This is a genomic window from Streptomyces sp. NPDC033178, from assembly GCF_055577685.1.
This window is the reverse complement of the sequence record NZ_JBVIPT010000027.1, coordinates 60,526-87,085: the sequence shown is the minus strand read 5'-3', so window position 1 is coordinate 87,085 and position 26,560 is coordinate 60,526. Positions and strand designations below refer to the sequence as shown.

Below are 26,560 nucleotides of genomic sequence, written 5' to 3'. Positions count from 1 at the left end.
CACAGCCCGTGGCGACGGATCGCGACGGTAAGTGACGGTCCGGTTACGGGAGTGGCCGGGTGGCGTCCGGTCACTGGCCCCCGGCCAAACGGGTTTCCTTCGAGGGGTGGCGGTACGGCAAGATGGGGTGTATCTGCCCACTGCCGATTTCAAGCGTCCGGACGGTTTCTCTTGGCTGAGTTCATTTACACCATGCGCAAGACGCGCAAGGCGCACGGCGACAAGGTGATTCTTGATGACGTCACCCTGAACTTCCTGCCAGGCGCGAAGATCGGCGTGGTCGGTCCGAACGGTGCCGGTAAGTCCACCGTTCTCAAGATCATGGCGGGCCTTGAGCAGCCGTCCAACGGTGACGCGTTCCTGTCGCCCGGTTTCAGCGTCGGCATCCTCATGCAGGAGCCGAAGCTGGACGAGTCCAAGACGGTCCTGGAGAACGTCCAGGACGGAGCCGCCGAGCTCATGGGCAAGCTCAAGCGCTTCAACGAGGTCGCCGAGCTCATGGCGACCGACTACTCGGACGCGCTGATGGACGAGATGGGCAAGCTCCAGGAGGACCTGGACCACGCCAACGCCTGGGATCTCGACGCGCAGCTGGAGCAGGCCATGGACGCGCTGGGCTGCCCGCCCGGCGACTGGCCGGTCACCAACCTCTCCGGTGGTGAGAAGCGCCGCGTCGCGCTCTGCAAGCTGCTGATCGAGGCTCCGGACCTGCTCCTCCTCGACGAGCCCACCAACCATCTCGACGCCGAGTCGGTGAACTGGCTGGAGCAGCACCTCTCGAAGTACGCGGGCGCCGTCGTCGCCGTCACTCACGACCGGTACTTCCTGAACAACGTCGCCGAGTGGATCCTCGAACTGGACCGCGGCCGCGCGATTCCCTACGAGGGCAACTACTCCACGTACCTCGACAAGAAGTCCACCCGCCTCAAGGTCGAGGGCCGCAAGGACGAGAAGCGCCAGAAGCGGCTCAAGGAAGAGCTGGAGTGGGTCCGGTCCAACGCCAAGGGCCGTCAGACCAAGTCCAAGGCGCGCCTCGCCCGTTACGAGGAGATGGCAGCCGAGGCCGACAAGATGCGGAAGCTGGACTTCGAGGAGATCCAGATCCCGCCGGGCCCGCGTCTGGGGTCCATCGTCGTCGAGGTCCAGAACCTTTCCAAGGCGTTCGGCGACAAGGTCCTCATCGACGACCTGAGCTTCACGCTGCCGCGCAACGGGATCGTCGGGGTCATCGGTCCCAACGGTGCCGGCAAGACCACCCTCTTCAAGATGATCCAGGGCCTTGAGACCCCGGACTCCGGTGCGATCAAGGTCGGCGAGACCGTCAAGATCAGTTACGTCGACCAGACCCGCGCCAACATCGACCCCAAGAAGTCGCTGTGGGCCGTCGTCTCCGACGAGCTCGACTACATCAACGTCGGTCAGGTCGAGATGCCGTCGCGGGCCTATGTGTCCGCCTTCGGCTTCAAGGGCCCGGACCAGCAGAAGCCCGCCGGTGTCCTCTCCGGTGGTGAGCGCAACCGTCTGAACCTGGCGCTCACCCTCAAGGAGGGCGGCAACCTGCTGCTCCTCGACGAGCCCACGAACGACCTAGACGTCGAGACCCTGTCGTCGCTCGAGAACGCGCTCCTCGAGTTCCCAGGCGCGGCCGTGGTCATCTCCCACGACCGGTGGTTCCTGGACCGGGTCGCTACGCACATCCTCGCCTACGAGGGTGAGTCGAGGTGGTACTGGTTCGAGGGCAACTTCGAGTCCTACGAGAAGAACAAGGTCGAGCGGCTCGGACCGGACGCCGCGCGTCCGCACCGCGCCACCTACAAGAAGCTGACCCGGGGCTGATCTCTTGCGGCACATCTACCGCTGCCCGCTGCGCTGGGCGGACATGGACGCGTACGGCCACATCAACAACGTGGTCTTCCTCCGCTATCTGGAGGAGGCGCGTATCGACTTCCTGTTCCGCCCGGACAAGGATTTCCAGCAGGGGTCCGTGGTGGCACGCCATGAGATCGACTACAAGCAGCAGTTGGTCCACCGGCACCAGCCGGTGGACATCGAGCTGTGGGTCACGCAGATAAGGGCGGCGTCGTTCACCGTCGCCTACGAGGTCAAGGACCCGGACCAGGTGTACGTCCGGGCCCGGACGGTCATAGTGCCGTTCGACTTCGAGGCGCAGCGACCGCGCCGTCTCACCGCCGAGGAGCGGGAGTTCCTCGCGGAGTACGCGGACGACGAGGACGATCCTGCGGGGGCCGTCGCGGCATGACGGCCCTGCACCTCGCAGACGAGGGGGAGGCGGCGGACCTCGCCGCCTTCCTGGCCCGGCTGATCCACTACGACCGGGCGGCCGCGGTGCGGCTGCAGGCGTCGGGGACGACCCTCGCGGTGTTCGGCCGGCCACCGTCGTTCGAGGTGCTCGCGATCCGTACGGCACGCCTCGACAAGCCGTACGAGAACGGTCTGGATCTCTCGCTCGACGTGACGGTCTCGGCCGGTGAACTCCTGGAGTCGCTCAACGAGTCGGCGGCCACCGCGGCCGTGCCCGCCGCCGTCACCGGCCCGCCCTGGGCCGGGGTGCTGCCGCCCCGCGGGGGCTGGCGGTCCGAACCGGGGCTGCCCGGGCCCGACGCGGTGCGGACCATGGTGGCCGGGGCGGTCGCCGAATTCCGTTCACGCATCGACGAGTTGGCACCCGAGGGGCGTACGCGGACCGCGCTCGACCGGATCGGGCGGGAGATCTGGTCCCGGCCGGTCGGCGACACCGAACTCCCCGTGCGGGCCGCGCACGCGGCCCAGTCGCTGGGGTTCCTGCGGCCCGCGCGCCCGGCCGCGACCACGAACGCGACGGCGACCACGAAATCACCCTCACCCGTGCCCGACCAGGCCGTGCTGCGGCTGCTCTCGTCGGGCGCGTGGCTCAGGCTGCGTACGCCGTACGGGTCGATCGCCGTACGCAGGGCGGGACTTGGGGCGCTGGACGTCAGCGTCCGCTGAGCGTCCTTGGGTCTCCAGCCAGGACCGGCGGCATCCTCAGGGCCGGCGGCGGCGAGTGGCGGCCGGGGCCAACTGCCTGCCGGGGCCAACTGCCGGCCGAGTGTCCTCGTCAGCCGTGCTCGCTGTCGTCCGGCCATACGCCGATGTGGTCCGGTTCCAGTTCCAGGGCGACGCGGTCGCGCATGCCGAGGGACTCGGTGTACTCGGCGGGGAGTTGCAGCCGGCCCGCGCGGTCGAGCATCGCGTACTCACGGGCCACCACCGTCTCGTGGCCGGTCGTGGCGTCGACCTCGGTGCGGCGCAGGACCTCCGTGGAGGTGCGGCCGTCGCGGATGGCGACCGTGCGCCGGACCTCGCCGGCGACCGCCTGGTCGTGCGTGACGATGACGACGGTGGTGCCGAGGTGCTCGTTCGCGGTGCGGAAGGCGGCGAAGATCTGCTCGGCGGTGTGCGAGTCGAGTTCACCGGTGGGCTCGTCGGCGAGGAGCACGGCGGGGGCGTTGGCCAGGGCCACGGCGATGGCCACGCGCTGCTGCTGACCGCCGGACATCTGGAACGGGCGGCGGGCCCGGCAGTCGGCGACGCCCAGCAACTCCAGGAGTTCCAGGGCGCGTTCGGACTGGGCGCGACGGCTCTTACGGGCACCGGTGAGCTGCATCGGCAGGGTGACGTTCTGGGCGGCCGTCAGATAGGGCAGGAGGTTGCGGGCCGTCTGCTGCCAGACGAAGCCGACGGTGTCGCGGCGGTAGCGGAGCCGGTCCTTCGCGTTCATGGTCAGCAGGTCGTGGCCCGAGACCCGGGCGGCGCCCGCGGTGGGGGTGTCCAGGCCGGCCAGGATGTTCATCAGGGTCGACTTGCCGCTGCCCGACGCACCCACCAGCGCCATCAACTCGCCCTCCCGGACGAGGAGATCGAGTCCCTGGAGCGCCTGGACCTCGACGCCGTCCGCGGAGAAGATCCGGACCAGCCGGTCGCAGGTGATCAGGGCGTCGTGCCCGTAGGCGGGCCGGTCGCGCCGGGCGGCGGCCCGTTCGGCCAGGTCGGCGAAGCTGGGGCCGGTGGGCTCGGTGGTGGTCATCGGGCGACTCCCGTGGTGATCGTCGTGGAGGGCACGTCTCCGCCGGTGCCAGGTGCTGTGGACAGCACGTTTCTGCCGAGGCCGGTTGTCATGGAGGGCACGTTCCTGCCGAGGCCGGTTGTCATGGACGGCATGTCTCTGCCGAGGCCCGTTGCCGCGGTGGGCAAACCTGCGCCGCTGTCGGCCTTCGTGGCGGGCATGTCTGCGCCGGCCCCGGTTGTCGTGGACGACACGTGTCCGCCCCTGCCGGCCGTCCTGATGGGCATGTCTCCGCCACCGTCGGCCGCCCTGATCGGCACATGCCCGCCGTTGCCGTAAGTCATCGGCTGTCCCCCGCCCTCAGCTCCCGCACCGACCCTCGCCGGCCCGTCCACCACGCCTGGCCCGCCGCGATTCCGGTGGCCAGGAGGAGGACGGTCAGGGCGGGCAGGAAGAGGGACGCCGGATCCGTGTGCAGTGCGGCGGTGCCGGTCGGGGGCGCGCCGCCGGGGGTGGCGAGGGCGATGGAGGTGAGGTCGATGCCCGGGGCCAGGAGACGGACCGCCGCCCAGCCGGTCAGGACGCCGCCCGCCGCCGCGAGGAGGGCCTGCGGCAGTGCCTCCAGTACGAGCAGTCGGCGTCCCTGGCCCCGGGTGAGGCCCATCGTGCGCAGCCGGGCCAGCAGGGCGGCACGCTCGGGCGCGGCGCGCACCAGGGCGAGCAGCAGCGCGAGTACGGCGTATCCGGAACCCGCCGCCACCGCGGCCGCGTAGACGCTTTCCGCGCCGGACTGGAGAGGGGAGTCGACGTACCGTGCGCGCTCCTCCGCACGCAGCCGTACGTCGGCACGGGCGGTGGCGCCCGCATCGGCGCCCGTACCGGCGGCGACGGCCTTGCGAAGGGCGGCCCCGCTCATCTGGTCGCCCGTCACAAGGAGCGTGGTGGGGCGCGCGGCGACGGTGCCGAGGCCGGCCCGGTCCACGATGAGGAAGTCCGTGCCCGGCAGAGCCGGGGTCAGGTCACGTACGAGGGTGATGCGGACGGTGACGTCGCTGCCGTCCGCCAGCCGCAGCGAGAAGGGGTGGGTGCCGTAGCGGTCGGCGACGGCGGAGGAGGCGAGGGCGGGAATCGGGGCCTTCGCCGAGCCGCCGTCGTCGGCCTTCGCCGAACCGCCCTCGCCGGCTTTCGCCGAGCCGTCGTCGTCGGCCTTCGCGGAGCCCTCGGCGCCGGACTTCGACGTGCCGTCGTTGCCGGACTTCGACGTGCCGTCGGCCGGTGAAGCCTTCAACTCGCCCGCTGGGAACGCCCCGAGAGCTGTCCGTCCCGCCAGCCGCGCGTACCCCTCGGGGTCCACCCCGGCCAGGGGCACCGATTCCACGCCTGCCCCCGGCTTGGCCTCGTACGCGATGCTCAGGGGCGTGACCTCCTGCACCCCGAGTGCCGAGCGGACCCGCTCCGGCAGGGTGGCGGGCAGGGCGCCCTCCGCCTCGACGCGGGCGTCCGCGCCGAGGTTGAGCACGGCCGCCCGGTCCCGCGCGTCCGCGACGCCCGCGAGGACCGAACCCCCGAACGCGGCGGTGGTGAGCGCCGTCAGCAGGGCGAGCAGCGGGAGCACTGTGGAGACGGAGGTACGGCCCGCGCGGGCCAGCGAGAGATGGCCGATCGCGCCGCGCAGCCGGCCGGCGGGGCGGGCCAGCCAGCGCAGCGGCAGCGGATAGAGCCGGACCAGGACGAGCGCGGCGATGACACCGATCAACACCGGGGCCATCGCGACGAGTTGGTCGCCGGAGCTGCCCAGGTCGCCGGAGGCGCCGGAGCCGAGCGCCTCGTCGGAGGTGCCCGACGTCCCCCGACTGCGCAGTGCGAGCACCGCCGCCGACGCCAGCACGAGCAGCGTGAGTTCGGCGATGGTGCGCCGCCGAGAGGGCCGTACGGACGCGAGGTCCTCGCGGGCACCGTGCACCCCTACGACCCGGTGGGCGGCCAGGGCGCGCACCGGCAGCGCGGCGCAGGCGAGGAGGGTGACCGCGAGGGCGGCCCCGACGGCGTACGACGCGCGGCCGTACGGGACGACGAGCAGCGCGCCCGCGAGGCCGAGCGCGCCCGCGGGCAGCGCGGCCACCGCCGTCTCGGTGAGCAGTCGCCTGGTGAGCCCGCGCAGCGAGGCGCCACGGGCGCGCAGGAGGGCGAGTTCGGTGCGGCGGCGGTCGGCGGTGAGGCGGCCCGCCATCAGAAGGACGACGACCGCGACCGCACCTGTGCCGAAGGCGGCGACGGAGACCAGGGGCCGGACGCCGGAACGGAGTTCGGCGTAGGAGGCGAGCACCTCGTCGAGGTCGGTGCTCACACCGGTGTCCGCGTCCGTGGACGCGCGGACCTTCACCAGACCCGGGCCCGATTCCAGCGACGCGACCGCGCTGCCCAGCCGGGACAGGTCGTGCGCGGTGAGCGCGGCGGGGTCCGGGGTGAGCAGCCAGTAGCGCGCGGGTTCGCCCGGGGTGCCGAGGAGCACCGGGGCCGCGTCAGGGGACAGCAGCAGGGCGCCCAGCCAGTAGGTCTCCGGCTCACCGCCCTGCGTGGGCGGCCGGATCAGGGACGGGGTGCGCAGCAGGGGCTGCGTGGTCCAGTACGCGCCCTCGGGGTCGTGCGGGACGACGATGCCGGTGATGCGCACAGCGAGCGGGGCACGCTCCACGCCGGGCACGTGGATCACCGAACCCACCTTGATGTTGAGCCGCTTGGCGGTCTCCGTGGTGACCGCGGCCTCCACCTCCCGGGTCGCGGCGGACACCGTGCCCCCGGCGCGCGGGAGGCGGCCCGCGCTCGGCCTGGAGTGCTCGGCGAGTCCGCTCTGCGCGGCGAGCGACATCTGCGCGGGCAGCCCGCTCGGCATCGGCAGCCAGGTCTCCGCCGCTTCGAGGTTGTTGACGTTGCGGACGCCGTACGTCGACTGCGCGGCGTCGACGGCGAGCGGCCGCTCGATCGTGTTCAGCACCCGCTCGTACGCCTTGCGCATGCTGTCCGGGCGCAGGGCCGTCTCGCGCTCCGGCTGCGGGATGTAGTTGCCGGGCTGCGGGGCGGACACCTGCAGGGAGGTCCTGGGCGCCGTCGCGTCCACGACGGCCCGGCGCAGGCCCGCGTCCTCGTACCGTTCGACGGCACGGGGGAAGGCCGCGGCCAGACAGGCGGTCGCCATCACCAGGAGCGCGAGGGCGACCGCGGCGCCGGGGGCCGTGCGCAGTCGGGTACGGATCCAGGGGGCGACGGAGTGGTCCCGCCGCCGGAAGTCTGGAAGTCCGTCGGAGCCGGATCGCCGGAAGCCTGGAAGCCCGTCGGAGCCGGGCCGCCGAAAGCCCGGACGCCTGCCCGAACCGGACCGCTGGAAGCCCGGACGCTCGTCGGAGCCGGGCCGTCGGATGCCCGGACGTCCGGCGGAGCCGGAATCACGCCCCATCTCACTCACCGTCCTGCCCGTTGAGCGGCTTCATCGACCGCAGCGAAGGAGCGGTGTCCTCCCGCCGCAGCGCCAGCACCGCGGTGACGGCCAGCGGCGCGACCACCACGGCGGCCAGCAGGAACGCGACCTGCCCGAGCGGCAGTTCCACCAGTACCTCCGGGACCGGCCGGCTCGCCCCGGACGTCAGCACGATCAACGGAATCACCGCCCGCGTCAGAACCGCCCCCAGTGCCACCCCCACCAGTGCCAGCGCCATCAGCACGCCCTGCTCGGCGGCGACCAGCCGGGCGAGCTGACGCCGTGGCGCCCCCAGCGCGCGCAACAGCGCGAACTCACCGCTGCGCGCCTGCAACGACCCCGCCGTGCTCACGGCGAAGCCGACCGCCGCCAGCGCCGCCGCGACCACGGACGCCGCCGCGAACGCCGCCTCGGGACCCGCCCCGAAGGGGTCGTCCCGCAACTGCTCGGCGACCTCGTCGCGCACGACCACCTGCGACGGCTCCACATCGGGCCGCTCGCGCAACTCCGCGGCCACCCGCGCCGCGGCCCCCGGCTCGGTCCGCAGCCACCACTCACCGGGCGAGATGCTCTCCCCGTACCGCTGCTCCAACACCCGGTTCACGGACCGGAGATCGACCAGCAGCGCCCCGCCGGACGGGTCCCCGCCACCGGCGTCCTGTGTGGTCGGCAGTGACCGTACGTGCCCCACGATCCGCACCGGTACGGCCGAGCCGTCGAAGGTCACGTCCACCCGTTGCCCCGTACGCGCGCCCGCGGCCTTCAGATAGCCGTCCGTGGCGACCGCCGCGACCTCGGGCACGGCGGGCCGGTCCACCCGCAGCCGGATCGTCAACGACGAGACCTCCCAGGCGTAGTCGCTGGGTACGTACCCGGTGCCGTAGCCGACCGTCAGAGGCTTCCGGGACTTCACGGTCGCCGCCGACGGGCTTGTGTCCGCCTCGGGATCCGCCGTGCTGCTGTTGCTGCGGGACTTCGCGAGCCAGGACGCGGGCTGTTCGAGACGTTGCTCCGAGCCGTCGGCTCCCGTGGCCGTCAACTCCTCGACGGACAGCAGATGGCGCTCGGCGCGACCCGTCGGCTGGAGCATGTCCAACTGCAGCCCGGTCAGCGCCAGCGGCTCGGCGGCCCGGCCGGCCGGGGCCCCGGCCGCCTTCGCCAGATCCAGGGCGAGCCGGTGGGCCCGTCCGTCGGCGGGCAGTTCACCGACGGGAACGCGGTACGGGGTGCCGTACCGGTCCTCCAGCGTCACCGCCACGTCCGCCGACACCTCGGAGCGGAACGCCGCCGGGTCCGAACCGGAGTCCGAGCCCGCCGGGTCCGACCCCGCGGCGTCCGAATCCGAGCTGGAACCCGACCCCTCGGTGTCCGAGTCCGAAGCGTCCGAACCCTTCTTCACCGGCGCGGCCTCCGCCCGGATCCGCAGCATCAGCCCCAGACGCGTACTCCCCTTCGGCAGCACCGCGCCGGGCGACGCGGCCCCCTTCGGCCCGAGCCCGGCCAGCATCCGCCCCACCGGCTCCTGGGCCAGATCACCGCGCATCAGCAAACCGTCCTCGCCCCCGGAGTCCGCCGTGTCCAGCGCCAGCACCGTCGCCGTCCGGTTCCCGGACAGCGGCAGCGTCGTACGCACCGCGGGAGCCGTGCCGCTCACGCCGTCGACCGCCGAGTAGATCCCGGCCTGGCCCAGTCCGCTCTCGCCCGCACCCGTCACACGTACGGACGTGCCGGCCCGGAAGTCCGCCTGGTCGTCCTGCGAGCCGTCCCACGAAGCGCCCTGGCCGATGGCGAGCATGCCCATGGCGATGGCGAGGACGAGCAGCAGGACGGGCCCGGCGCCACGCATCGGACGGCGGCTGAACTGCCAGCCCGCGAGCGCGGTCGGCAGCCCCCGGCCGCTCGCCGCGCGCCGCTCCGCGAGCCGGGCGACGGGAGGCAGCAGACGCAGGGTGAGTACGGTTCCGGCGAGCAGGGCGAGCGCGGGCGCGGAGACGAGGAGCGGGTCGATACCGAGCGTGCCCGAACGGTCGTCCGTGACGGCACCGGAGTTCTGCCGGCTCAACTGCCAGTACGCGACGGCCGCGATCACCAGCAGCCCCACATCCGCACCGGCCCGTACCGGCGCGGGCAGTGCCCGGGCCCGGCCGCCTCCCGAACCCCCGGTCAGCGCGGGCACGGTCACCGCCAGCGCGCAGCCGAGGGCCACCCCGGCCGCCACCACCCACACACCGCCGGCCGTCACCGAGGTGTCCAGCCGCAGCCCGATCCGCGACAGCGCACCCTGCCCGGCCAGCAGCCGCGTCAAGGGCCCGGCGAGCAGCGGCGCGCACACCGCGGCCGGGATCGCCAGCAGCAGTGCCTCCAGCGCGGCGAGCTGTGCCACCCGCCCGCGCGTGGCGCCACGCGCCCGCAACAGCCGTGTCTCACCGGCCCGTTCGACACTCAGCAGCCTGGCCACGAGCAGCAGCGCGTACCCGGCGAGCAGCGAGAGCTGGAGCGCCACGATCAGCAGGGTCGAACGGGAGACCAGCAACGACCGTTCGACCCGGTCCAGTTCCTCCGGCAACGATGTCGTGACCGCCGTGGTGCCGTGCAGCGCGGGGGACTTGAGCAGCGAACGGGGCCCGGAGCGAGCCGCGTCCCGCAGGGTGTCGATCCGCCCGGTCGTCAGCGTGGAGAAGTCGGCGGACGCCAGCCAGCCGGTCTGCCCGGCGCTCACGGTCACGCCCGTCCGGTCCGTCTGGCCGGTCACGCCCGTCCGGTCCGTCTGGCCGGTCTCGTCGGTCCGGGCCGTCTGTCCGCTGTCCGTCGCCGCCGCGAGGACCGCCGGATCGGCGAGCAGCGGCCCGTACGTCGTGAAGTCCAGTCGGCTGACGCCGCGTCCGCGCAGGTCCTCCAACTGCCAGTAGGGGGAGGTGACGCGCGCCGGCCGGTAGACCCCGGTCACCTGGATCCGCACCTTGGGCCCGCCGAACCGGTCGACGAGCGTCAGCCGTGCACCCGCCTTCAGCGCGAGGTCCCGCGCGGCCGCCTCGGGAAGGGCCACCTCGATCTCGCTGCTGTCCCCCGGGGCACCGGGCATGCGGCCCGAGACCATCCGTACCTGGGTCCGCTCGAGCGCCGCGAAGTGTGTGAGGTCAGGATCGCCCGAGCGTTCGGCGGCGGGCTGCAGCGACCTCGGCAGCGCGTACGGCCCCGACCGCGTCAGCGTCCGCAGCGTCACCGGCAGGCCGTCGAAGGTGCGCCGCGCGCCCTCCCGTACGGCCTTGTCGGCGGCGGTGCGTTCTTGCGGGGGCACGTCGGCCTTGACGATCAGCGTCGTGGCCGCCGCGCTCTCCTCGCGCCCGGCACCCCGTGAGGTGTCGAGGAGCGAGTGGCGCAGGGCGGCGTCACCGATCGCGCCGGAGTACGCGGTGAGGGTCGCGAGGACCGCCGTGGTGAGCACGACGGTCAGCAGCGCGGCGGCCAGCAGCAGTCGATGTGCCCGCACGCGCGAAAAAACGAACCCCGTCACCCGGCCCCCCGCCGTATCCCGGAATCCCCGTCACTCCGGATCTTCGGCGATGTTGTCAGAGGTGACGGCCCCGGGGTAAGCGCTTGAGAGCCGACTTTGACCGGATCGTGACCGGAATCCGGCGACGGGTGACCGGAATGCGCGCGTCAACCGGAGGTGGTGACAGATTCCGCCCGATGGCGTCCGGCCCGACGTTGCTCGGCTCGGCGGTGCTCGGCTTGCTCGGCTCGGCGGTGCTCGCTTCTCCGTGCTCGGCCTTCCGCGCTCGGCCCGCTGCGCTCAGCCCTCCGTGTTCACCATCGACGCCGCCGCGTACGTCAGGTAGTTCCACAGTGTGTGCTCGTGCTCCTCGGAGAGGCCGAGCTCGTCGACGGCGACCCGCATGTGCTTCAGCCAGGCGTCGTGCGCCGCGCGGTCGACGGCGAACGGGGCGTGCCGCATCCGCAGCCGAGGGTGACCGCGGTTCTCGCTGTACGTGGTCGGGCCGCCCCAGTACTGGATCAGGAACAGGGTGAAGCGCTCCTCGGCCGGGCCCAGGTCCTCCTCGGGATACATGGGCCGCAGCAGCGGGTCCTCGGCGACACCCTCGTAGAACCGGTGCACCAGGCGACGGAAGGTCTCCTCGCCGCCGACCTGCTCGTAGAAGGTCTGCTCCTGAAGCGTGCCGCGCGGAATCTCTTTCACGTCAGTTGGCCCTCACAAAGGTCGCTCCGGTCAGCCCCTGGTCGTCTCGGCCGGGGGTCCGGGGGTCGTCCCCCGGCAAATGCAGCACGCTGTCCATGGTCTCAGACGGGGTGACCGAGGACTCAAGGCTTAGGACCACCCGAATCGAAGGGCCGGTTCCGGATCATCGACGGGCCGGTTCCGGATCGTTGAAGGGCCGATGAAGGGCCGGTTCCGGATCGGTCGTCCCCGGCGCTCGCCTCCCGGGCCGTCCGGCAGCACAGTGGAGGTATGGGCGCGCACGCCATCGACCCCGGTCTCGACGACCTCGCCGCCACGGCGCGGGCGGCGCTGGTGCGCGAGATCGAGGCGAGCGGGGCCTGGGCCACCGACCCGGTCTGGCGGGAGGCCTTCGAGAGCGTCCCGCGCCACCTCTTCGTGCCGTACTACTACGTCGGCGCGCTCGGCGGCGGCTACGAGCGCCGGTGGGGCGAGGACCCCAGCCCGCGCAGGCGCGAGAGCTGGGTGCGCGGCGCGTACGCGGACGCCCCGCTGGCCACCCGGGTGCGCGACGGCGAGCTGCTGTCGTCCAGCAGCCAGCCGTCCCTGATGGCGAAGATGCTGGCCGAGCTGGCGGTACGGGACGGCGACGCGGTCCTGGAGATCGGCGCGGGCACCGGCTACAACGCGGCCCTGCTCTCGCACCGGCTGGGCGACGGGCAGGTCACCACGGTCGACCTGGACCCGGAGATCACCGAGTCCGCCCGGCGGCACCTGGCCCTCGCCGGTCACCACCCCACCGTCGTCACCGGCGACGGGGCGCGCGGCTGTCCGGAGCGCGCCCCCTTCGACCGGATCATCGCGACCTGCACGCTCAGCACGATCCCGCGCGCCTGGCTGGCCCAGTGCGCCCCGGGCGCCCGGATCCTCGCGCCGTTCGCCACCGGCCTCATCGCGCTGCGGGTGCGCGACTCCGAGTACGCCGAGGGCCGGTTCCTGCACACGCCCGCCTACTTCGTGCCCCTGCGCGGCGGCCCGCCCGGGCCGGAACTCCCGGACGTCGACCTGTCGGGGCTGCCGCGCCGGACCAGGAGCCACGAGCTGTTCCGCTTCCTGCTGACCCTGACGGCGGACAGCCTCGACCCGCACGAGGCGTACGGGATCTGGGAGCGCGAGGAGCAGCCGCCCCGGCAGCGGTACGGGATCACGGTCGGCGGCGGCCGCGCGTGGGCATGGCTGGACGACCCCGAGGGGCCGTACACCTGGCCGCTGCCGTGACCCTGCCTCCCGGTGCCTCCCGGTGCCTCCCGGTGCCTTTCGGTACCGGGCCCTGCCTGGCCTGTCCTCGGCCGTCCTCGCCTAGCCCCGTCGGATCGTGATCGTCGTCCATGCGCCCACGTGCACCCGGTCACCGTCCTGCAGCGGTACGGGGACGAAGGGCTGGATGGGCTCCTCGGCGCCGTTGACCGTGGTGCCGTTCGTGGAGTTCTGGTCGACGACCGCCCAGCTGCCGTCGGGCTGCTGGACGAGCACCGCGTGCTGGTGCGAGACTCCCGGGTCCTCCGGCGGCACCGCCAGGTCGATGTCCGGGGACTCGCCCGTGGAGTGACGGCGGCGGCCGATGGTGATCTGGTTGCCGGTGAGCGGACGCTGCTGCTCGGGGGAGTACGCGGGCAGGTTCAGCCCCGCGGCCTCCGGTCCCGAGCGCTGCATCATCGCCATGAAGTACTCACGGTCGGGTCCGATCGTGATGCTCCACGACAGCGGCTGCTGTTGGTAGCCGGGGGGCGCCTGCGTCGAGCCGGGCTGCGGGTAGCCGTAGCCACCGCCCGGGCCGGGAGGCCCGCCGGGGCCACCGGGACCGCCGGGCGTACCGGTCGATGGGGGCGGGAGCACCCAGTCGTCCTCACCGCCGCCGAAGGACTGCCCACCGGGACCGCCGGGACCGCCAGGACCACCGGGTCCGCCGGGAGCCTGAGGACGCCCGGTCTCCTGCGGGTACGCGGGCGGAGCGGGCGGGCCGGACTGCTGGTACCCCTGCGGAGCACCGGGGCCGCCGGGACCACCAGGACCGCCGGGCCCGTTCGGCCCGCCGAGGCCGTTCGGGCCCCCGGGGCCACCAGGCCCGCCCTGTCCGCCAGGACCGTTGGGTGCACCGGGAGGTCCGCCAGGACCGCCGAAGCCACCAGGCATCCCGGGCCCCGTGCCGCCAGGCCCGGGCGGCGGCGGTACCGGTCGTGACGGATCACCCGGGAAGCCCGAGGGGTTCTCGCCGTACGGTGGGATCGGCTCGGCGGGCCGGTTCATCTGCGAGGGCCGGGAGCCCTGGTAGTCGTACCCGCCGGGGCCGCCACCGGGCTGTCCGGGCGGCTGCTGCTGGAAGCGCAGCGCCGGGTTCTGTCCACCGGGACCACCAGGACCGGGACCGGGACCGGCGCCGGGCCCCGGAGGGCGCGGCGCGGCCGGGGTGTACGAGGTGGCGGTGTTCGTCAGGAAGTTCCACCGGCACTCCTCGCAGAACGGCGCCCCGCCCTCACGCGGGGTACGGCACTGCGGGCAGAGCTCGGCCGAGGGCGCGTCGGGCACCGCGGAGAGGTGCGGGCGGCCGCCCTGGCCGGGCGGCGGGGGCGAACCGGGCGGCGGATAGCCGTAGCCGGCCGCCGGGGGCGGCGGTGGAGGTGGCGGGGGCACGGCACCGGCCATGCGGTGACCGCAGACCTCGCACCAGTCGTCGGAACCCGACTGGTGTCCGTTCGGGCAGGTCGGCATGTCGGCGCTTCCCCCTCTCCTGTTCCGGCCCGAGAGGGCCGCAAATCGTGCAAACCGCTTGCGTACTGCTGGTTACTGCCTGCTTGTTGCCGCACTCGCTGCCGAGTGCGTACCGCTCTACTTCTTTACACGAACAGTCTTTGTGGACCGTGTCTCGAGAGTCATCTCGTCGGCCTCCGCGACCTTCGCCTTCAATCGCACAGTACCTGCCGCGGCGTCGACCACGTCCACCACCTTCGAAAGCAGTTTCGCCGTATCCGCGTTTCCGGAGGCGCTGGCGAGCTGAACGGCACGTCCCAGCTTGGCCGTTGCCCCGTCGACATCTCCCGCTTTGCGGGCATCCAGGCCCTGTTGGATGACTTGCGCCAGTTCGGCCTGACCCGTGTAGTGCGCGACCTGCGGGTTGATCGAGGTGGACGCCGCCATGTCGTCGGTCCACACGGCCCGTACGAGACCCTGGGCGCCCAGCGTCTGGGCGGTGCCGTCGCCCTGCGGGATCACCAGGGAGACACGGGCGGCCAGCATCTCCTGGCCGAGGTCGGCCTCGGGGACCTCGACGCACACGTGGTAGTCGCGGGACTCGTCCCCCCAGGAGCCGGTGGGGTAGTCCCCGGCACGCGGCCCCGCCTCCGTGCGGCGGTCGGTCAGCTCCTCGACGGTGGGCGCGACCTGCTTGACGAACCTGATCGACGTGCCGACCGGGGTCCACAGCCGCAGCGCCACGTCCGCGACCTCCTTGCCCATGGCCGTCTCCATCATCTGCGTGAAGTCGGCGGACAGGCCCGCCGGGTCGGCGACGATGTCGGAGGTGCCGAGCAGCGCGGACGCGATCCCGGTGACCTCCTTGACCTCCCAGTCCGTGCCGACGCCCCGCGCGTCCGCGGTGAACCGGCCCGCGCAGGCCTCCAGCGCGGCCTTGAGGTCCTCGGGCGACTCGTGTTCGTTGCGGCCGTCGGTGAGCACGATGCCGTGCCGGATGGCGACGTCCGCCGAGGACAGCAGCCGGTCGGCCAGCCGCAGCCAGGTGCCGATCGCCGTGCCGCCGCCCGCGCTCAGCTTGCGCAGCGCCTGCTTGGCCTGGTCGCGGGTCTGCGCGTCGGCGACGGCGAGCCGGCCGCCGCCCGGGTAGACCTCCTTGGCGACGTGCGTCCCGCCGATCACCGCGAAGTGCACCCCGTCGCGCACCGCGTCGATCGCGGCGGCCGTCGCGTCCCGGGCGCCCCGCATCTTCGTCGGCGGGTAGTCCATGGACCCCGAACAGTCGACCATGATCGCCACGGCCGCGTCCGGGCCCTCTCCCGGTGTGTAGAGGTGGGGTGCCGCCACGGCACTGCCCACGGTGCCGCCGCCGGTCGAGGTCACCGTGACGATCGCGTTGACCTCGCGGCCGCCCTCCGGCAGGTACTCGTTCTGGTAGACGTCCACCGAGAACTGCGGCACGTTCGACTTCGAGAAATTGGCCATGCCTTCTCTGCTCCCCCTCAGGACTCCCACGAGGTGTGGGTGATGTCGGTGGGCGGACCGGTCCCCTCCGGTCCTGGCCCCTCCGAGGCCGATGCCGTTTCGTACCGCTTCGGCCTCAGGCCGATCCTGCCCCCTGCGGCGGGGCGGGGAACGGCACGACGGCCACTGTTACGTTGTCGTGGCCCCCGCCGTCCAGCGCGTGGCCCACCAGGACCTGGGCGCTGTGCAGCGGCCGGTCCGCGGCGTCGGGCGGGATGACCTCGGCCATTTCCTCCGCCGCCTCCGCGTAGTTCCACAGTCCGTCGGTGCACACCACCACTACACCCGGCCGGTCCGGCTTGAAGGAAGCGGTGTGCGGCTCCAGTTCGTACGCGTCCGCCCCGAGCCAGCCCGTGATGGCGTGGGCGCGCTCGTCCGCGTACGCCTCGGCCTCGCTCATCAGGCCCGCGGCGACCATCTGGGCGGCCCAGGAGTCGTCCTCGGTGAGCCGGGCCGGGGGTGACGACCGGTCCACGGGCACCCAGTAGGCGCGGCTGTCGCCGACCCAGCCGACGATCAGCAGGCTGGGGGTGACGACGGAGCCGACGATGGTGCAGGCGGGCGCGTTCACGTGCGGCTGGTGCTCGTGGGCCGGAGCGCTGCGGTCCGCCAGGGAGTTGACGGCCTCCGAGGCCGCGAGGATCGCGTCGTGCATCGCCTGCTGCGGGTGCGTGCCGCGCGGCAGGGCCGCCAGGAGGGACTCGTTGGCCGCGCGGGAGGCGGCCAGGGAGGCCTCGTCGGGGCGGGTCGCCGAGGAGACGCCGTCGCACACGATCGCGACGACCGCGGGCGAGCCGTCGGACAGCGCGGTCGAGGACACGGTGAACGCGTCCTCGTTGCGGTGGTGGCGCAGACCCCGGTCGCTGACCGCGGCCACCGCGCCCAGCTCCTGCTCCATGTGGTCGCGCTCTCGCGGCTGTGCGTGCCCGCAGTTCTCGCAGTAGCCGTCCCGGTCCACCTGGCCCGCGCGGCAGGCCACACAGACCTTCAGGCCGGCGGGGGGCGTCGGGAGGTCGGCCGTCCGCGGATCGGCGGGCGGCACCTCGGGAGGCAGCGGCGCGGCGAGCGGGTACTCGTCCGGTTCCGCGGACGCGTGCGCGGCGGACCGGTCGGCGGACTGCGGCGGCTGCGCGGGGCCCGGCAACGGCGGTGCCGCGGGGGGCGGCGGTGGTGCGGCCGGGGACGACGGCGGCTGCGCCGGCCGGTCGAACCGTACGCCCGGGCTGTCGGAGCCGCCCGACTCGCGGCCGTCGATGTCCGTCGGCAGGACCACGGGCGCGGGTGTGTCCGAGGTGTCCACCTCGGGGGCGACCGGCCAGTCCACGGACGCCGCGGCCGAAGGGGGCCGGGGCGCCGCGCCGTTGACGGCGACCGTGGGGTTGTCGTCCGGTGCTGCGGGTACGGCCGACAGGTCGTACCCGCACGCACCGCAGAAACGGTCCCCCGACTCCAGCGGCTCCTCGCAGCTGGGGCAGGCGGCCAGTTGAGGCATCTGCGACATCAATTACACCCACGTCCGGGGGCGGTAGCGGTTGGCGCGCTCCACCAGATCGATCCTCTCCTCGCCACGCTGGGCGAGCCGGGCCAGTGTCCGGTACGAGCGCTCCAGACCGAAGCGCAGGCCCCGCTCGTCCAGGTCGTTGCCGAGCAGTACGGTCCGCGTCCCAGTGCTCGGCGGGGCGGAACCCTGGCTACCGGAGAGTACCCAGTCCAGGGCGCAACCAAGGACCTCTGTGGACAACTGCTCGCGGCGCACCGCGTCCAGACCGTACCCGTCCAGCGCCTCGACCTGGGCCGCGGCCGAGGTCAGGTCGTCAAGGAACGGGGCGTCGGGAACTCCCGCCCCGGACAGCCCGGGACCGGGAACTCCCGTGCCGGGTACGCCCGCGGCGGGCACCGCCGTACCGGACGTACCCAGGGCCGGCGGGCCCGGTGTGCCCGGTGGAGGCGGCGCGGTCTCGGCCAGCCGCCGGCGCAGCCGTGCCCGGACCGCGGCGACCCGGGCCGCCGTGTAGTGGATCGACGCCTCCGGAACCGACTCCAGTGTCCGTACGGAGCCACGGCGGTCGCCCGCCGCCAGCTGGACGCGGGCCAGGCCGAACGCGGTGCTCACATAGCTGGGGTCGGTGGTCCATACCAGGCGGTAGTACTCGGCGGCGTTGTCCAGCTGCCCGAGGACCTCCGCGCACACGCCGAGGGCCAGCTTGGGCGCGGGCTCGCCGGGGAACGCGTCGTAGATCGCGTCGAAGGACACCGCCGCGATCTCGTGGTCGCCGGTCGCGAGCGCCGCCACGCCCCGGTACCAGACCACCCGCCAGTCGTCGGGATGGTCCGCCTCCAGGGCTTCGAGCGTCCTGGTCGCCTGGTCGAGCTCGCCCATCTCCAGGCGTGCCCGCAGCTCGCGCAGCCGCAGCTCCAGGGATCCGGCGGGCGCCGCCTGCAGCGCGGTGATCAGCTCGGCCGGTGCGGATGTCATCAGCCCGGCCAGGAAGCCCGCGTTGGGGTCGCCCGGGTCCACCCGCGGCACCGGCAGCGCCAGGGCCGCGGCGGCGGTGTTCAGCGGCTTGAGGAGGGAGGCCCGAGCGGTCGCGGAGGCCGGCGGGAGAAACGGCGTGCCGTTCGCCCCTGCGGTCCCGCTCGCCGCCCCCGCCCCGTTCGTGCCGTTCGTTCCGCTCGTGCCGGCCGTCAGCGCGGGCGCGCCCTTCTTGCCCCGTACGGGCTCGACCCGCATGCCCAGTCGGGACACGTCGCCGGCCAGTGAGCCGAACAACTCCGTGTCCGTGACCTTCAGTTCGGGTCCGAACAGGGTGGACAGCGAGGGCCGGGCGCGTCCCGTCTGCACGGAGACGACCTCGCGCAGCACACCCGTGAGCTGCTCGGCCATCTCCTGCGCGGAGGCGAACCGGCGGGCCGGGTCCGGGTCGGTGGCGCGCACGAGGAGCCGGTAGAAGGACTCGTACGTGCGGAAGACCTCGATGTTGTCGGGGTCGGGCAGGGAGTCCACGAAGACGTTCGTGTAGCCCTGGAAGTCGAAGGTCAGGACCGCCAGCGTGCGGGCGACCGTGTAGAGGTCCGAGGCGACCGACGGGCCGACGTCGGCGACCTCCGGCGCCTGGTAGCCGACCGTGCCGTAGATGGCCGACTCGTCGTCGTCCATCCTGCGCACCGCGCCCATGTCGATCAGCTTGAGCTGGTCCTCGGTCTGTATCGCGTTGTCGACCTTGAAGTCGCAGTACAGGAGGTTGCGGCTGTGCAGATGACCGAGGGCCTCAAGCGCCTCGATGCCGTACGCGCAGGCCTGCTCCACCGGCAGCGGGTCGCGCTTGCCGGTCGCCGTGCGGCGGCCGTTGGCGATCTCCTTGAGGGACTTGCCGCCCACGTACTCCATGACGATGTACCCGTCCAGCGAACCCGTCCGCTGGTCGAGGTGCTCCACGAAGTTGTAGATCCGCACGATGTTGGAGTGCTCGATCTCGGCGAGGAAGCGGCGCTCGGAGATCGCCGCCGCCATCGCGTCCTGGTCGCCCGTGTCGAGGAGGCCCTTGAGGACCACCCAGCGATCGGACACCGCACGGTCGACGGCGAGATAGACCCAGCCGAGCCCGCCGTGCGCCAGGCAGCCCACGACCTCGTACTGGCCGTGCACGATGTCGCCGGTCTGCAGCTTCGGCACGAACGAGTACGGGTGGCCGCACTTGGTGCAGAAACCCTCCGTACGGCCGGACCGCTCGCCGCGCGAACGCCCCACCGGCGCACCGCAGTCGGAGCGCGAGCAGAACCGCTTGCGCTCGGGGACCTCGGGGTTCTCCTGGATCATCACGCGCGGGTCGGGCCGCGGCACGTCCGGAACCTGCACCAGACCGACGCCGAGCCGGCCGCGCCCGGAGGACCCCGCGGTCGAGCCGGAGCTGCGCACCGACACCGAACGGCCCGTCGTCCGGCCCGACACCGAGCGCGAGAGACGGCCCGACACCGAGCGCCGCGACTGCGACGACCGGGACGAGGCGCGTGAGGAGGCGCGGGAGCTGGAGCGCGAACTGGCGCTGCCCGAACCCCGCGAACCGCTCCTGCCGCCACCGGTGATCCCGGTCGGCGGTGAGCCCACCATGCCGGTCGACGAGACGACCGGGGCCAGACCGCAGGTGTCGCAGTACAGCTCGCCGCCGCCCACGTCCTCGTACGACCCCGAGCAGCCGGGCCGCTGACACGGTTGCTGCGGACTCTGCCCACTCGCTTCGGTGTTGACGTTCTGCTGACTCACGATTCCCCCCTCCGGTCCTGTGGTCCGCCGTGCCCGGGGACCCTGGGCACCAGCACTTCGGCGGCCGCGTGCTGGTAGCGCAGCACCGCCTGTTCCGCCACACGCAGGTCGCAGGGCGCGCTCCACAGCATGCGGCGCGCCGCGTCGTACCGCTCCACCAGCAGCGGGTCCTCGGCGAAGCCGTGCCGGGCGACCTTCGCCTTGTACGCGTCGAGACGGCCGCGCAGCTCGGCGCGGACCGCGAGCGGCGCGGTGACCGCGGTCAACGACTCGCGGGCGCGCAGCAGTTCGTCGTCGGCCTTCGCCTCCAGGGACTCCAGGAGCGGCGAGAGGCGGTGCCACTGGGCGTGCCTGCGGTACTCGGCGGCCGTCGCCAGCTGTTCCTGCAGCGCGGTCGGCGGGCCGCTCACCGCGGGCACCTCGGACGCGGCGATCTTCGCGAGGACCTCGCCGCGGGCACTTCGCGCCTCGGCGAGCGTGCGGTCCGCGCGGCTCAGCACGTCCCGCAGCCGCACCAGCCGCGCCTCCGCGTCCTGCCGCACGGTGAGTACCGCGTCGATCTCGCGGCGCACCTCTTCCAGGGCGCGCGCCTCGCGGTCGTAGCGCGTGGTGTCGGGGCGGCCGCCGCCCGGTGCCGAACTGCCCTGCGCGGGCAGCCAGAAGTCCAGCGGATCGGACACCACCCGCTCGCGCAGCGTGGTCAGGGTGCGTGTGATCCGCTCCAGGTCGTCGCCCGAGGGGTGCTCACCGGGCCGCACGCCCACGGAGTGCGCGAGCTGGCGGGTGCGCTGCAACTCCGCGGCCAGTAAATCGATCCGGGCGGGCAGCGCCGACCACACGGCGTCGGCCGTCACGACCATGTCCAGCGAGGTCGCGTACAACTCGTTCATGCGCTCCACGAGTTCGGCGAGCGAGAAGCGCTCGCTGAGCTTGCCCGTGCCTGCCATCGTGGGCGCGGCGGCCGTGGCGGACGCGCTGCCGGCGACCGTGACGCTCTCGCCGCGCAGCAGCTCCGTCAGCTCCACGAGGTCGTCGCGGTTCGACCAGCGTCTGCGCGAGCGGATCTCCCGCGCGGAACGCAACGCGTCGGCGTACGCGTCGAAGTACGCCCACAGCAGGGAGATCGACGCCTCGGCGGCCCCCCAGCGCTCCTTGGTCGTACCAGTGAGCTCGGCGCCTTCGAGGAGTCTGCGGCCCGCGTGGTCCTGCAGGGCGAGGAGCGAGGTCTCGATGGCCTCGTGCTCCGCGCCGAGCCGCGCCAGCGCACGGTCCACCTCGTCCCGGTCCATCACCGGCCCGGAGGGTCCCGTGTCGCCCATCGATCACCCCTCGCTTCGTGAAGAACTATTTGTGAAGAGCTGTTCGTGAGGAACTACTGGAACATTCCCGCTACTTGTACTGGACCGGGGGCGGACCGTCGCTCTTGCCGAGCGTCCCGGCGAGCCAGGTGTTGTACGACTTCTGCCAGTCGGCCTTGCGGTAGTCCACCAGGATCTGGTTGACCCGGCGTATCAGATCGGTTGCGTCCTTCTTCATCGCCACGCCGTAGTACTCGTCCGTGAACGGCTCGCCCTTGAGCTGGACCGTCGGGTCCTGCGCGGCCTGGCTCGCGGCGAGCGCGCCGTCGGTCACCACGGCGTCGACCTCACCGAGCTGCAGCCGCACCAGGCAGTCGAGTTGGTTCGGCACGACGGTGCCGATGTCGGCGGACTTGGGGATGACGCTCCCCAGGTCCGCTTTCAGTTTGTCGAGGGCGATCGAGCCCGACGCCGAGCAGATCCGCTTGTCCGCGAGCGAGTCGTTGTATCCCGTGACCGTCGACTTCTTCGGGGCGAGCACCTGCTGGCCGGTCTCGAAGTAGGGGGAGGAGAACGCCACGAGCTTCAGCCGGTCGCAGTTGATCGTCATGGTGCGCACCACCATGTCGACCTTCCCGTCCTGGATCGCCGGGATGCGCTCGATGGTCGGGATGGCCTTGAAGCGGACGTTGTTCTCCTTCTTGCCGACGATCTCGTCCGCGATCGCCTGCGCCAGGTCGATGTCGAAGCCCTCCAACTTGGCGGACGCCGACGTGCTGTTCGGGTCGCGGTAGCCGAAGCGATAGCTGTTCTGGTCGACGCCGACCGTCAGAAAGCCCTTCTCCTTGATCCGCTGGACGTTGACGCCGTCCTGGGGGCCGGAGTCCGGGGCCAGGCTCTGGTTCTGGGGGGCCGGGCACTTCTCGGCCTTGGCCTGCGAGCCCTGGGCCACACCCTGGCCGTCGGCGTCCGTGCCGCCGTCCTCGCGGCTCTGGGTCACCGGCAGCAGCAGCGCGAACACCGCCGCGAGGGCGCAGACGACCGCCATCGCACCCACCCCGCCCCAGCCCCTCAGACTGGTCCGCAAACGCCGTGCGTTCATCGTCATGCCCCCTCTCACCGGTACTCCGACAGCCTGCGCCCGATGCCGAGCACCGCGCCGGCCGCGGCCAGCACCGCGAGGACCGCGGCGCCCACCACCAGGCCGTTCATCGCGCCCCGGCCGTCTCCGGCGGCCTGCTTGAACTCGGTCTCCTCGTGCTTGATCGCCGTGGCCAGGGCCGTGTCGACGTTCTCGAAGCACTCGCCCGTCGGCTTCTTGTCGTTGGAGCCGATCACCCGGTCCAGTGCGCCCTGGTAGTTGCCCAGGTTGTCTTCCGCGCGGGCTTCTACGTGCCGTTCCTTCCAGACCTTCATGTTCGCCGTCGCGGCCTTGACCGGCTTCATGCCCGCGCTGTCGTCTGCGAGGCCCTCGGCGGCGGCCAGCTTCGTGGTGAGGGCCTTCATCTGCTTCTCGTAGTCGTCGTCGAAGACGTCCACTGTCTTCTCGTTCGTGCCCGTGCCCACGGTCTTGGTCTCCGCGCCGCGGGAGACCAGTGTGAGGTTCTCGTTGCCCCGGGCCTTGAGCGAGGCGATCCGGGCGTCGTTCAGCGTGTTCAGCGAGCGGACCGCGTTGTCGTACGAGTCGTTGAGGCCGGCGCGGGCGACGCTGTGGCCGACGACCAGCCACAGCAGGACGACCGTGGAGGCGGCCGTGGCGGCGACCAGGCCGTGGTTCAGCACACGGTTCGTACGGCGGTAGTTGCGGTGCTGGGCCCAGGCGAGGCCGCCGATGGCGAGGACACCGGCGCCGATCGCGATCCACGGGTAGGGCGTCGCGTCGTCGTAGTCGGCGCGCAGACGCTGGTTCTCCACCGTGTAGAGACGCTCGGCGTCGTCGAGCATCACCTGCATCTTCGAGTTCGCGTACCGGAGGTAGGCGCCGCCGAGGGGGAAGCCCTGGCGGTTGTTGGCCCGGGCGCGCTCCACCAGGCCCTTGTACTCGGGCAGCATCCTGTTCAGCTTGGTGATGGTCTTCTCGGAGGCGGAGCCGGGTTCCGAGTTGGCCGCCGCGGTGACCAGCTTCTCCGACGCGCTGTTGATGTCCTTCTCGTAGAGGTCGCGGGACTCCTTCGTCTCCTGGCCGCCCGCGAGGAAGCCGCTGGACGCGGCCGTGTTGGCGTCGGCGAGGGAGCGGTAGATCTCCGCCGCGTCGGCGCTCAGCGGCTGGCTGCTGTGCAGCACGTCGTCCGCGGCGGCCGAACGACCCGTCATCTCCCAGGCGGTGACCGCCCCGAACGCGACGACGAGGAGGGCGAGCACCGCGCCGATGATGCGCAGCCGCCCGGGCTCGGTGGTCGCCGCGGCCCGCAGCTGGTCGACGCCCTCCGCCCACGCCGTACGGCGGGGAGGCCCGGTGTCGGGCATGGTTGAGCGGACCTGCGGCCCGGGCGGCGGCGCCTGCGGAGGCACCGCGGGCATCGTGGGTGCGGGCGCCCCCGGTGGCGCCGCACCGCCCTTCTGCTGATATGTCACTCGACCTCCCCCATGGTCATAGGCCGGTCACCTCCTCCCGGGCGCCAGGAAGCGCGGGAAGAGGTGCACGGCCGCAAGTATCGCCGCCGGGACTGACATCCGCACAGGCCTTGCCGCGATCTTGTTCCGATTGCAGCAAGGCCTTGTCCGGATCGCAGCACGGCGAAGATCCCGTACCACCCCTGCCCATGAATACGCCAACCCGAACTGTTCGGTTCCCGGCGCGCTCAGACCTTCTCGTAGAACTCCCGCACGCGGGCGTGCGCCAGGGCCGGGGCCCCCTCGTGGTCGAGTCCGAGGAGGGCTGATCCGAGGACCGGCCGGGCGGTGACGACGCGGGGTACGGCCTTGGGGGCGCGCTCGGCCAGCAGTTCCCTTATCCGGTCGTCGAGTTGGAGGTGGCGGGCGGCCAGGACGCCCCCGCCGAGCAGGACCGGGGTCTCCTCGTCGAGCAGGTCGAGACGGGTCAGGGCGACGACCGACATGGACGTGACCTCGTCCGCGAGCCGGTCGACGAGCGCGCGGGCGACCGGATCGCCGTCCGTCGCCGTGGCGAACAGGACCGGCGTCAGCTCGTGGCGCCGCGCGTGCTCGATGTGTTCCAGGTGCAGGGCCTCGATCAGCGCGTACATGGAGTCGAGGCCGAAGTGCGCGGGCAGGGTGCGGGCCAGCGCGGTCGGACCGCCCCGCCCGTCCTCGGCCCGCGCCCCGTGCCACAGGGCCTCCTCGGCCAGGCCCCAGCCCCCGCCCCAGTCACCGGAGATACGGCCCAGGGCGGGGAAGCGGGCGACCCGGCCGTCGGGCCGCATGCCCACGCAGTTGATGCCCGCGCCGCACACCACGGCCACCCCGCGCGGCTCCTCCACACCGGCCCGCAGGATCGCGAAGGTGTCGTTGCGGACCTCCAGGGTCGTGCCCCACGCGCGCGCGTGCAGCGCGGCGGCCAACTGCTCCTCCTCCACGGGCAGATCGGCGTTGGCCAGACATGCCGAGACATGGTTCACGGAGTCGACGCCCGCCGCGGCGAAGGCCCGGCCGACGGCGTCCGCTACCGTGTCGACCGCCTTCCGGATGCCGACGACGGGCGGCCGGAACCCGCCGGCGCGTGCCGTGGCGAGCACGCTCCCGTCGTCCGCCACGACCGCGACGTCGGTCTTGCTGTTGCCCGCGTCGACGGCGAGGACCGTTGCGGTCACGCCCACGCGAGGTGCTCCCGGTTGTGCGCGATCAGCCGGTCGGTGAGGCCCTCGGCGTACGCGTACTGGCCCACCAGGGGATGGGCGAGCAGCGCCCGGAACACCCGCTCGCGTCCCCCGCGCAGCGCGGCCTCCAGGGCCAGGTCCTCGTACGCGGTGACGTTCGCCATCAGCCCCGCGTACAGCGGGTCCACCGGGGCCACCGGCAGCGGGGTCGCCCCAGCGTGCCCGACCGAGGCCTGCACCTCGATCACGGCGTCGTCGGGCAGGAACGGCAGCGTTCCGCGGTTGTACGTGTTCACCACCTGGTACGTACTCCCGCCCCCGCCGAGCAGCGACGCGGCGAGGTCCACGGCCGCCTCGGAGTAGTACGCCCCGCCCCTCTTGGCGAGCAGCTCCGGCTTCTCGTCCAGCTCCGGGTCGCCGTACATCTTCAGCAACTCCCGCTCCATCTCCGCCACTTCCGCGGCCCGCGACGGCTTCGTACCCAGTTCCCGTACGACCTCGTCGTGCGCGTAGAAGTAGCGCAGGTAGTAGGACGGGACGACGCCCAGCCGGTCGAGGATGTCGCGCGGCAGGCGCAGGGTGTCGGCGAGGGAGTCGCCGTGCTCGGCGAGCAGCTTGGGCAGGACGTTCTCGCCCTCGGGGCCGCCGAGGCGCACACCGGTCTCCCAGGTGAGGTGGTTGAGGCCCACATGGTCCAGATGCACATCGGTGGGGGCGACACCGAGCATTCCGGCGAACCTCCGCTGGAATCCGATCGCCACGTTGCACAGTCCGACCGCCTTGTGACCGGCCTGGAGCAGGGCGCGGGTCACGATGCCGACGGGGTTGGTGAAGTCGATGAGCCACGCGTCCGGGTTGGCACGCCGTACGCGCTCGGCGATGTCGAGCACCACCGGGACCGTACGCAGCGCCTTGGCGAGACCGCCCGCGCCGGTCGTCTCCTGGCCGACGCAGCCGCACTCCAGCGGCCAGGTCTCGTCCTCGTTGCGGGCGGCCTGTCCGCCGACGCGGAGCTGGAGCAGCACCGCGTCGGCGCCCTCGACACCCGCGTCGAGATCGTCGGTCGTGGTGACGCGCCCGGGGTGTCCCTGCTTGGCGAAGATGCGCCGGGCCAGACCGCCGACGAGTTCGAGACGGTCGAGGGCGGGGTCGACGAGCACCAGCTCCTCTATGGGCAGGGTGTCCCTCAGCCTCGCGAACCCGTCGATGAGTTCAGGGGTGTAGGTGGAGCCCCCGCCCACTACTGCGAGTTTCAT

At 72.6% G+C, this 26,560-nt stretch carries 17 protein-coding genes; 4 read left to right on the top strand and 13 right to left on the bottom strand.

Going from position 1 to position 26,560, the window contains the following annotated elements:
* Nucleotides 1–171 precede the first annotated feature (171 nt).
* From ettA to ACZ5VQ_RS44310, 3 genes are read left to right on the top strand one after another with little or no spacing between them, the layout of a single operon-like run.
* Nucleotides 172–1,836, top strand: coding sequence for an energy-dependent translational throttle protein EttA (gene ettA / locus ACZ5VQ_RS44320; protein ID WP_469109963.1), 1,665 nt, complete (start codon nt 172–174; stop codon nt 1,834–1,836).
* A gap of 4 nt (nt 1,837–1,840) precedes the next feature.
* Entirely contained in the window at nt 1,841–2,260 is a 420-nt protein-coding gene (locus ACZ5VQ_RS44315) for an acyl-CoA thioesterase (RefSeq protein ID WP_307524284.1), read from the top strand.
* Complete coding sequence (locus ACZ5VQ_RS44310; protein WP_469109962.1) at nt 2,257–2,988, top strand: DUF8010 domain-containing protein; 732 nt, start codon at nt 2,257–2,259, stop codon at nt 2,986–2,988. The genes ACZ5VQ_RS44315 and ACZ5VQ_RS44310 overlap by 4 nt, the downstream gene beginning before the upstream one ends.
* Nucleotides 2,989–3,097: 109 nt before the next feature.
* On the opposite strand, the gene ACZ5VQ_RS44305 is transcribed toward ACZ5VQ_RS44310, so the two are convergent.
* The 4 genes from ACZ5VQ_RS44305 to ACZ5VQ_RS44290 all read right to left on the bottom strand — a co-directional run bounded on the left by ACZ5VQ_RS44305 (nt 3,098) and on the right by ACZ5VQ_RS44290 (nt 11,718).
* Complete coding sequence (locus ACZ5VQ_RS44305; protein WP_469109961.1) at nt 3,098–4,066, bottom strand: ABC transporter ATP-binding protein; 969 nt, start codon at nt 4,064–4,066, stop codon at nt 3,098–3,100.
* Nucleotides 4,067–4,385: 319 nt separating this feature from the next.
* A complete protein-coding gene (locus ACZ5VQ_RS44300) occupies nt 4,386–7,499 on the bottom strand; it encodes an FtsX-like permease family protein (RefSeq protein ID WP_469109960.1) in 3,114 nt (1,037 codons plus the stop codon).
* A 1-nt stretch (nt 7,500) separates the two neighbouring features.
* Nucleotides 7,501–11,010: an FtsX-like permease family protein gene (locus ACZ5VQ_RS44295; RefSeq protein WP_469109959.1), complete on the bottom strand. Its 3,510-nt coding sequence runs from the start codon at nt 11,008–11,010 to the stop codon at nt 7,501–7,503.
* A gap of 303 nt (nt 11,011–11,313) precedes the next feature.
* Nucleotides 11,314–11,718 (bottom strand): globin, encoded by a 405-nt coding sequence (locus ACZ5VQ_RS44290; RefSeq protein WP_055611684.1) that lies wholly within the window; start codon nt 11,716–11,718, stop codon nt 11,314–11,316.
* Nucleotides 11,719–11,988: 270 nt separating this feature from the next.
* On the opposite strand from ACZ5VQ_RS44290, the gene ACZ5VQ_RS44285 reads away from it, so the two are divergent.
* Nucleotides 11,989–12,975, top strand: coding sequence for a methyltransferase domain-containing protein (locus tag ACZ5VQ_RS44285; RefSeq protein ID WP_469109958.1), 987 nt, complete (start codon nt 11,989–11,991; stop codon nt 12,973–12,975).
* Nucleotides 12,976–13,056: 81 nt separating this feature from the next.
* On the opposite strand, the gene ACZ5VQ_RS44280 is transcribed toward ACZ5VQ_RS44285, so the two are convergent.
* The 9 genes from ACZ5VQ_RS44280 to ACZ5VQ_RS44240 form a co-directional block, all read right to left on the bottom strand.
* Nucleotides 13,057–14,466 (bottom strand): FHA domain-containing protein, encoded by a 1,410-nt coding sequence (locus ACZ5VQ_RS44280; protein ID WP_469109957.1) that lies wholly within the window; start codon nt 14,464–14,466, stop codon nt 13,057–13,059.
* A gap of 117 nt (nt 14,467–14,583) precedes the next feature.
* A complete protein-coding gene (locus ACZ5VQ_RS44275; RefSeq protein WP_200398111.1) occupies nt 14,584–15,930 on the bottom strand; it encodes a vWA domain-containing protein in 1,347 nt (448 codons plus the stop codon).
* Between the two features lie 115 nt (nt 15,931–16,045).
* Nucleotides 16,046–17,473, bottom strand: coding sequence for a PP2C family serine/threonine-protein phosphatase (locus tag ACZ5VQ_RS44270; RefSeq protein WP_469109956.1), 1,428 nt, complete (start codon nt 17,471–17,473; stop codon nt 16,046–16,048).
* Nucleotides 17,474–20,230 carry a serine/threonine-protein kinase gene (locus tag ACZ5VQ_RS44265; RefSeq protein WP_469109955.1) on the bottom strand — a complete coding sequence of 919 codons (2,757 nt, stop codon included), beginning with the start codon at nt 20,228–20,230 and terminating at the stop codon, nt 17,474–17,476. It lies immediately after the preceding gene.
* The gene (locus ACZ5VQ_RS44260) at nt 20,227–21,549 is read right to left on the bottom strand and encodes a hypothetical protein (RefSeq protein ID WP_469109954.1); all 1,323 of its coding nucleotides are present in this window, start codon (nt 21,547–21,549) and stop codon (nt 20,227–20,229) included. The genes ACZ5VQ_RS44265 and ACZ5VQ_RS44260 overlap by 4 nt, the downstream gene beginning before the upstream one ends.
* Before the next feature lie 70 nt (nt 21,550–21,619).
* Complete coding sequence (locus tag ACZ5VQ_RS44255) at nt 21,620–22,630, bottom strand: glutamate ABC transporter substrate-binding protein (protein WP_469109953.1); 1,011 nt, start codon at nt 22,628–22,630, stop codon at nt 21,620–21,622.
* Between the two features lie 14 nt (nt 22,631–22,644).
* A complete protein-coding gene (locus ACZ5VQ_RS44250) occupies nt 22,645–24,048 on the bottom strand; it encodes a hypothetical protein (RefSeq protein WP_469109990.1) in 1,404 nt (467 codons plus the stop codon).
* Nucleotides 24,049–24,329: 281 nt separating this feature from the next.
* Entirely contained in the window at nt 24,330–25,304 is a 975-nt protein-coding gene (locus ACZ5VQ_RS44245) for an N-acetylglucosamine kinase (protein WP_469109952.1), read from the bottom strand.
* The gene (locus tag ACZ5VQ_RS44240; protein WP_469109951.1) at nt 25,295–26,560 is read right to left on the bottom strand and encodes a 6-phospho-beta-glucosidase; all 1,266 of its coding nucleotides are present in this window, start codon (nt 26,558–26,560) and stop codon (nt 25,295–25,297) included. The genes ACZ5VQ_RS44245 and ACZ5VQ_RS44240 overlap by 10 nt, the downstream gene beginning before the upstream one ends.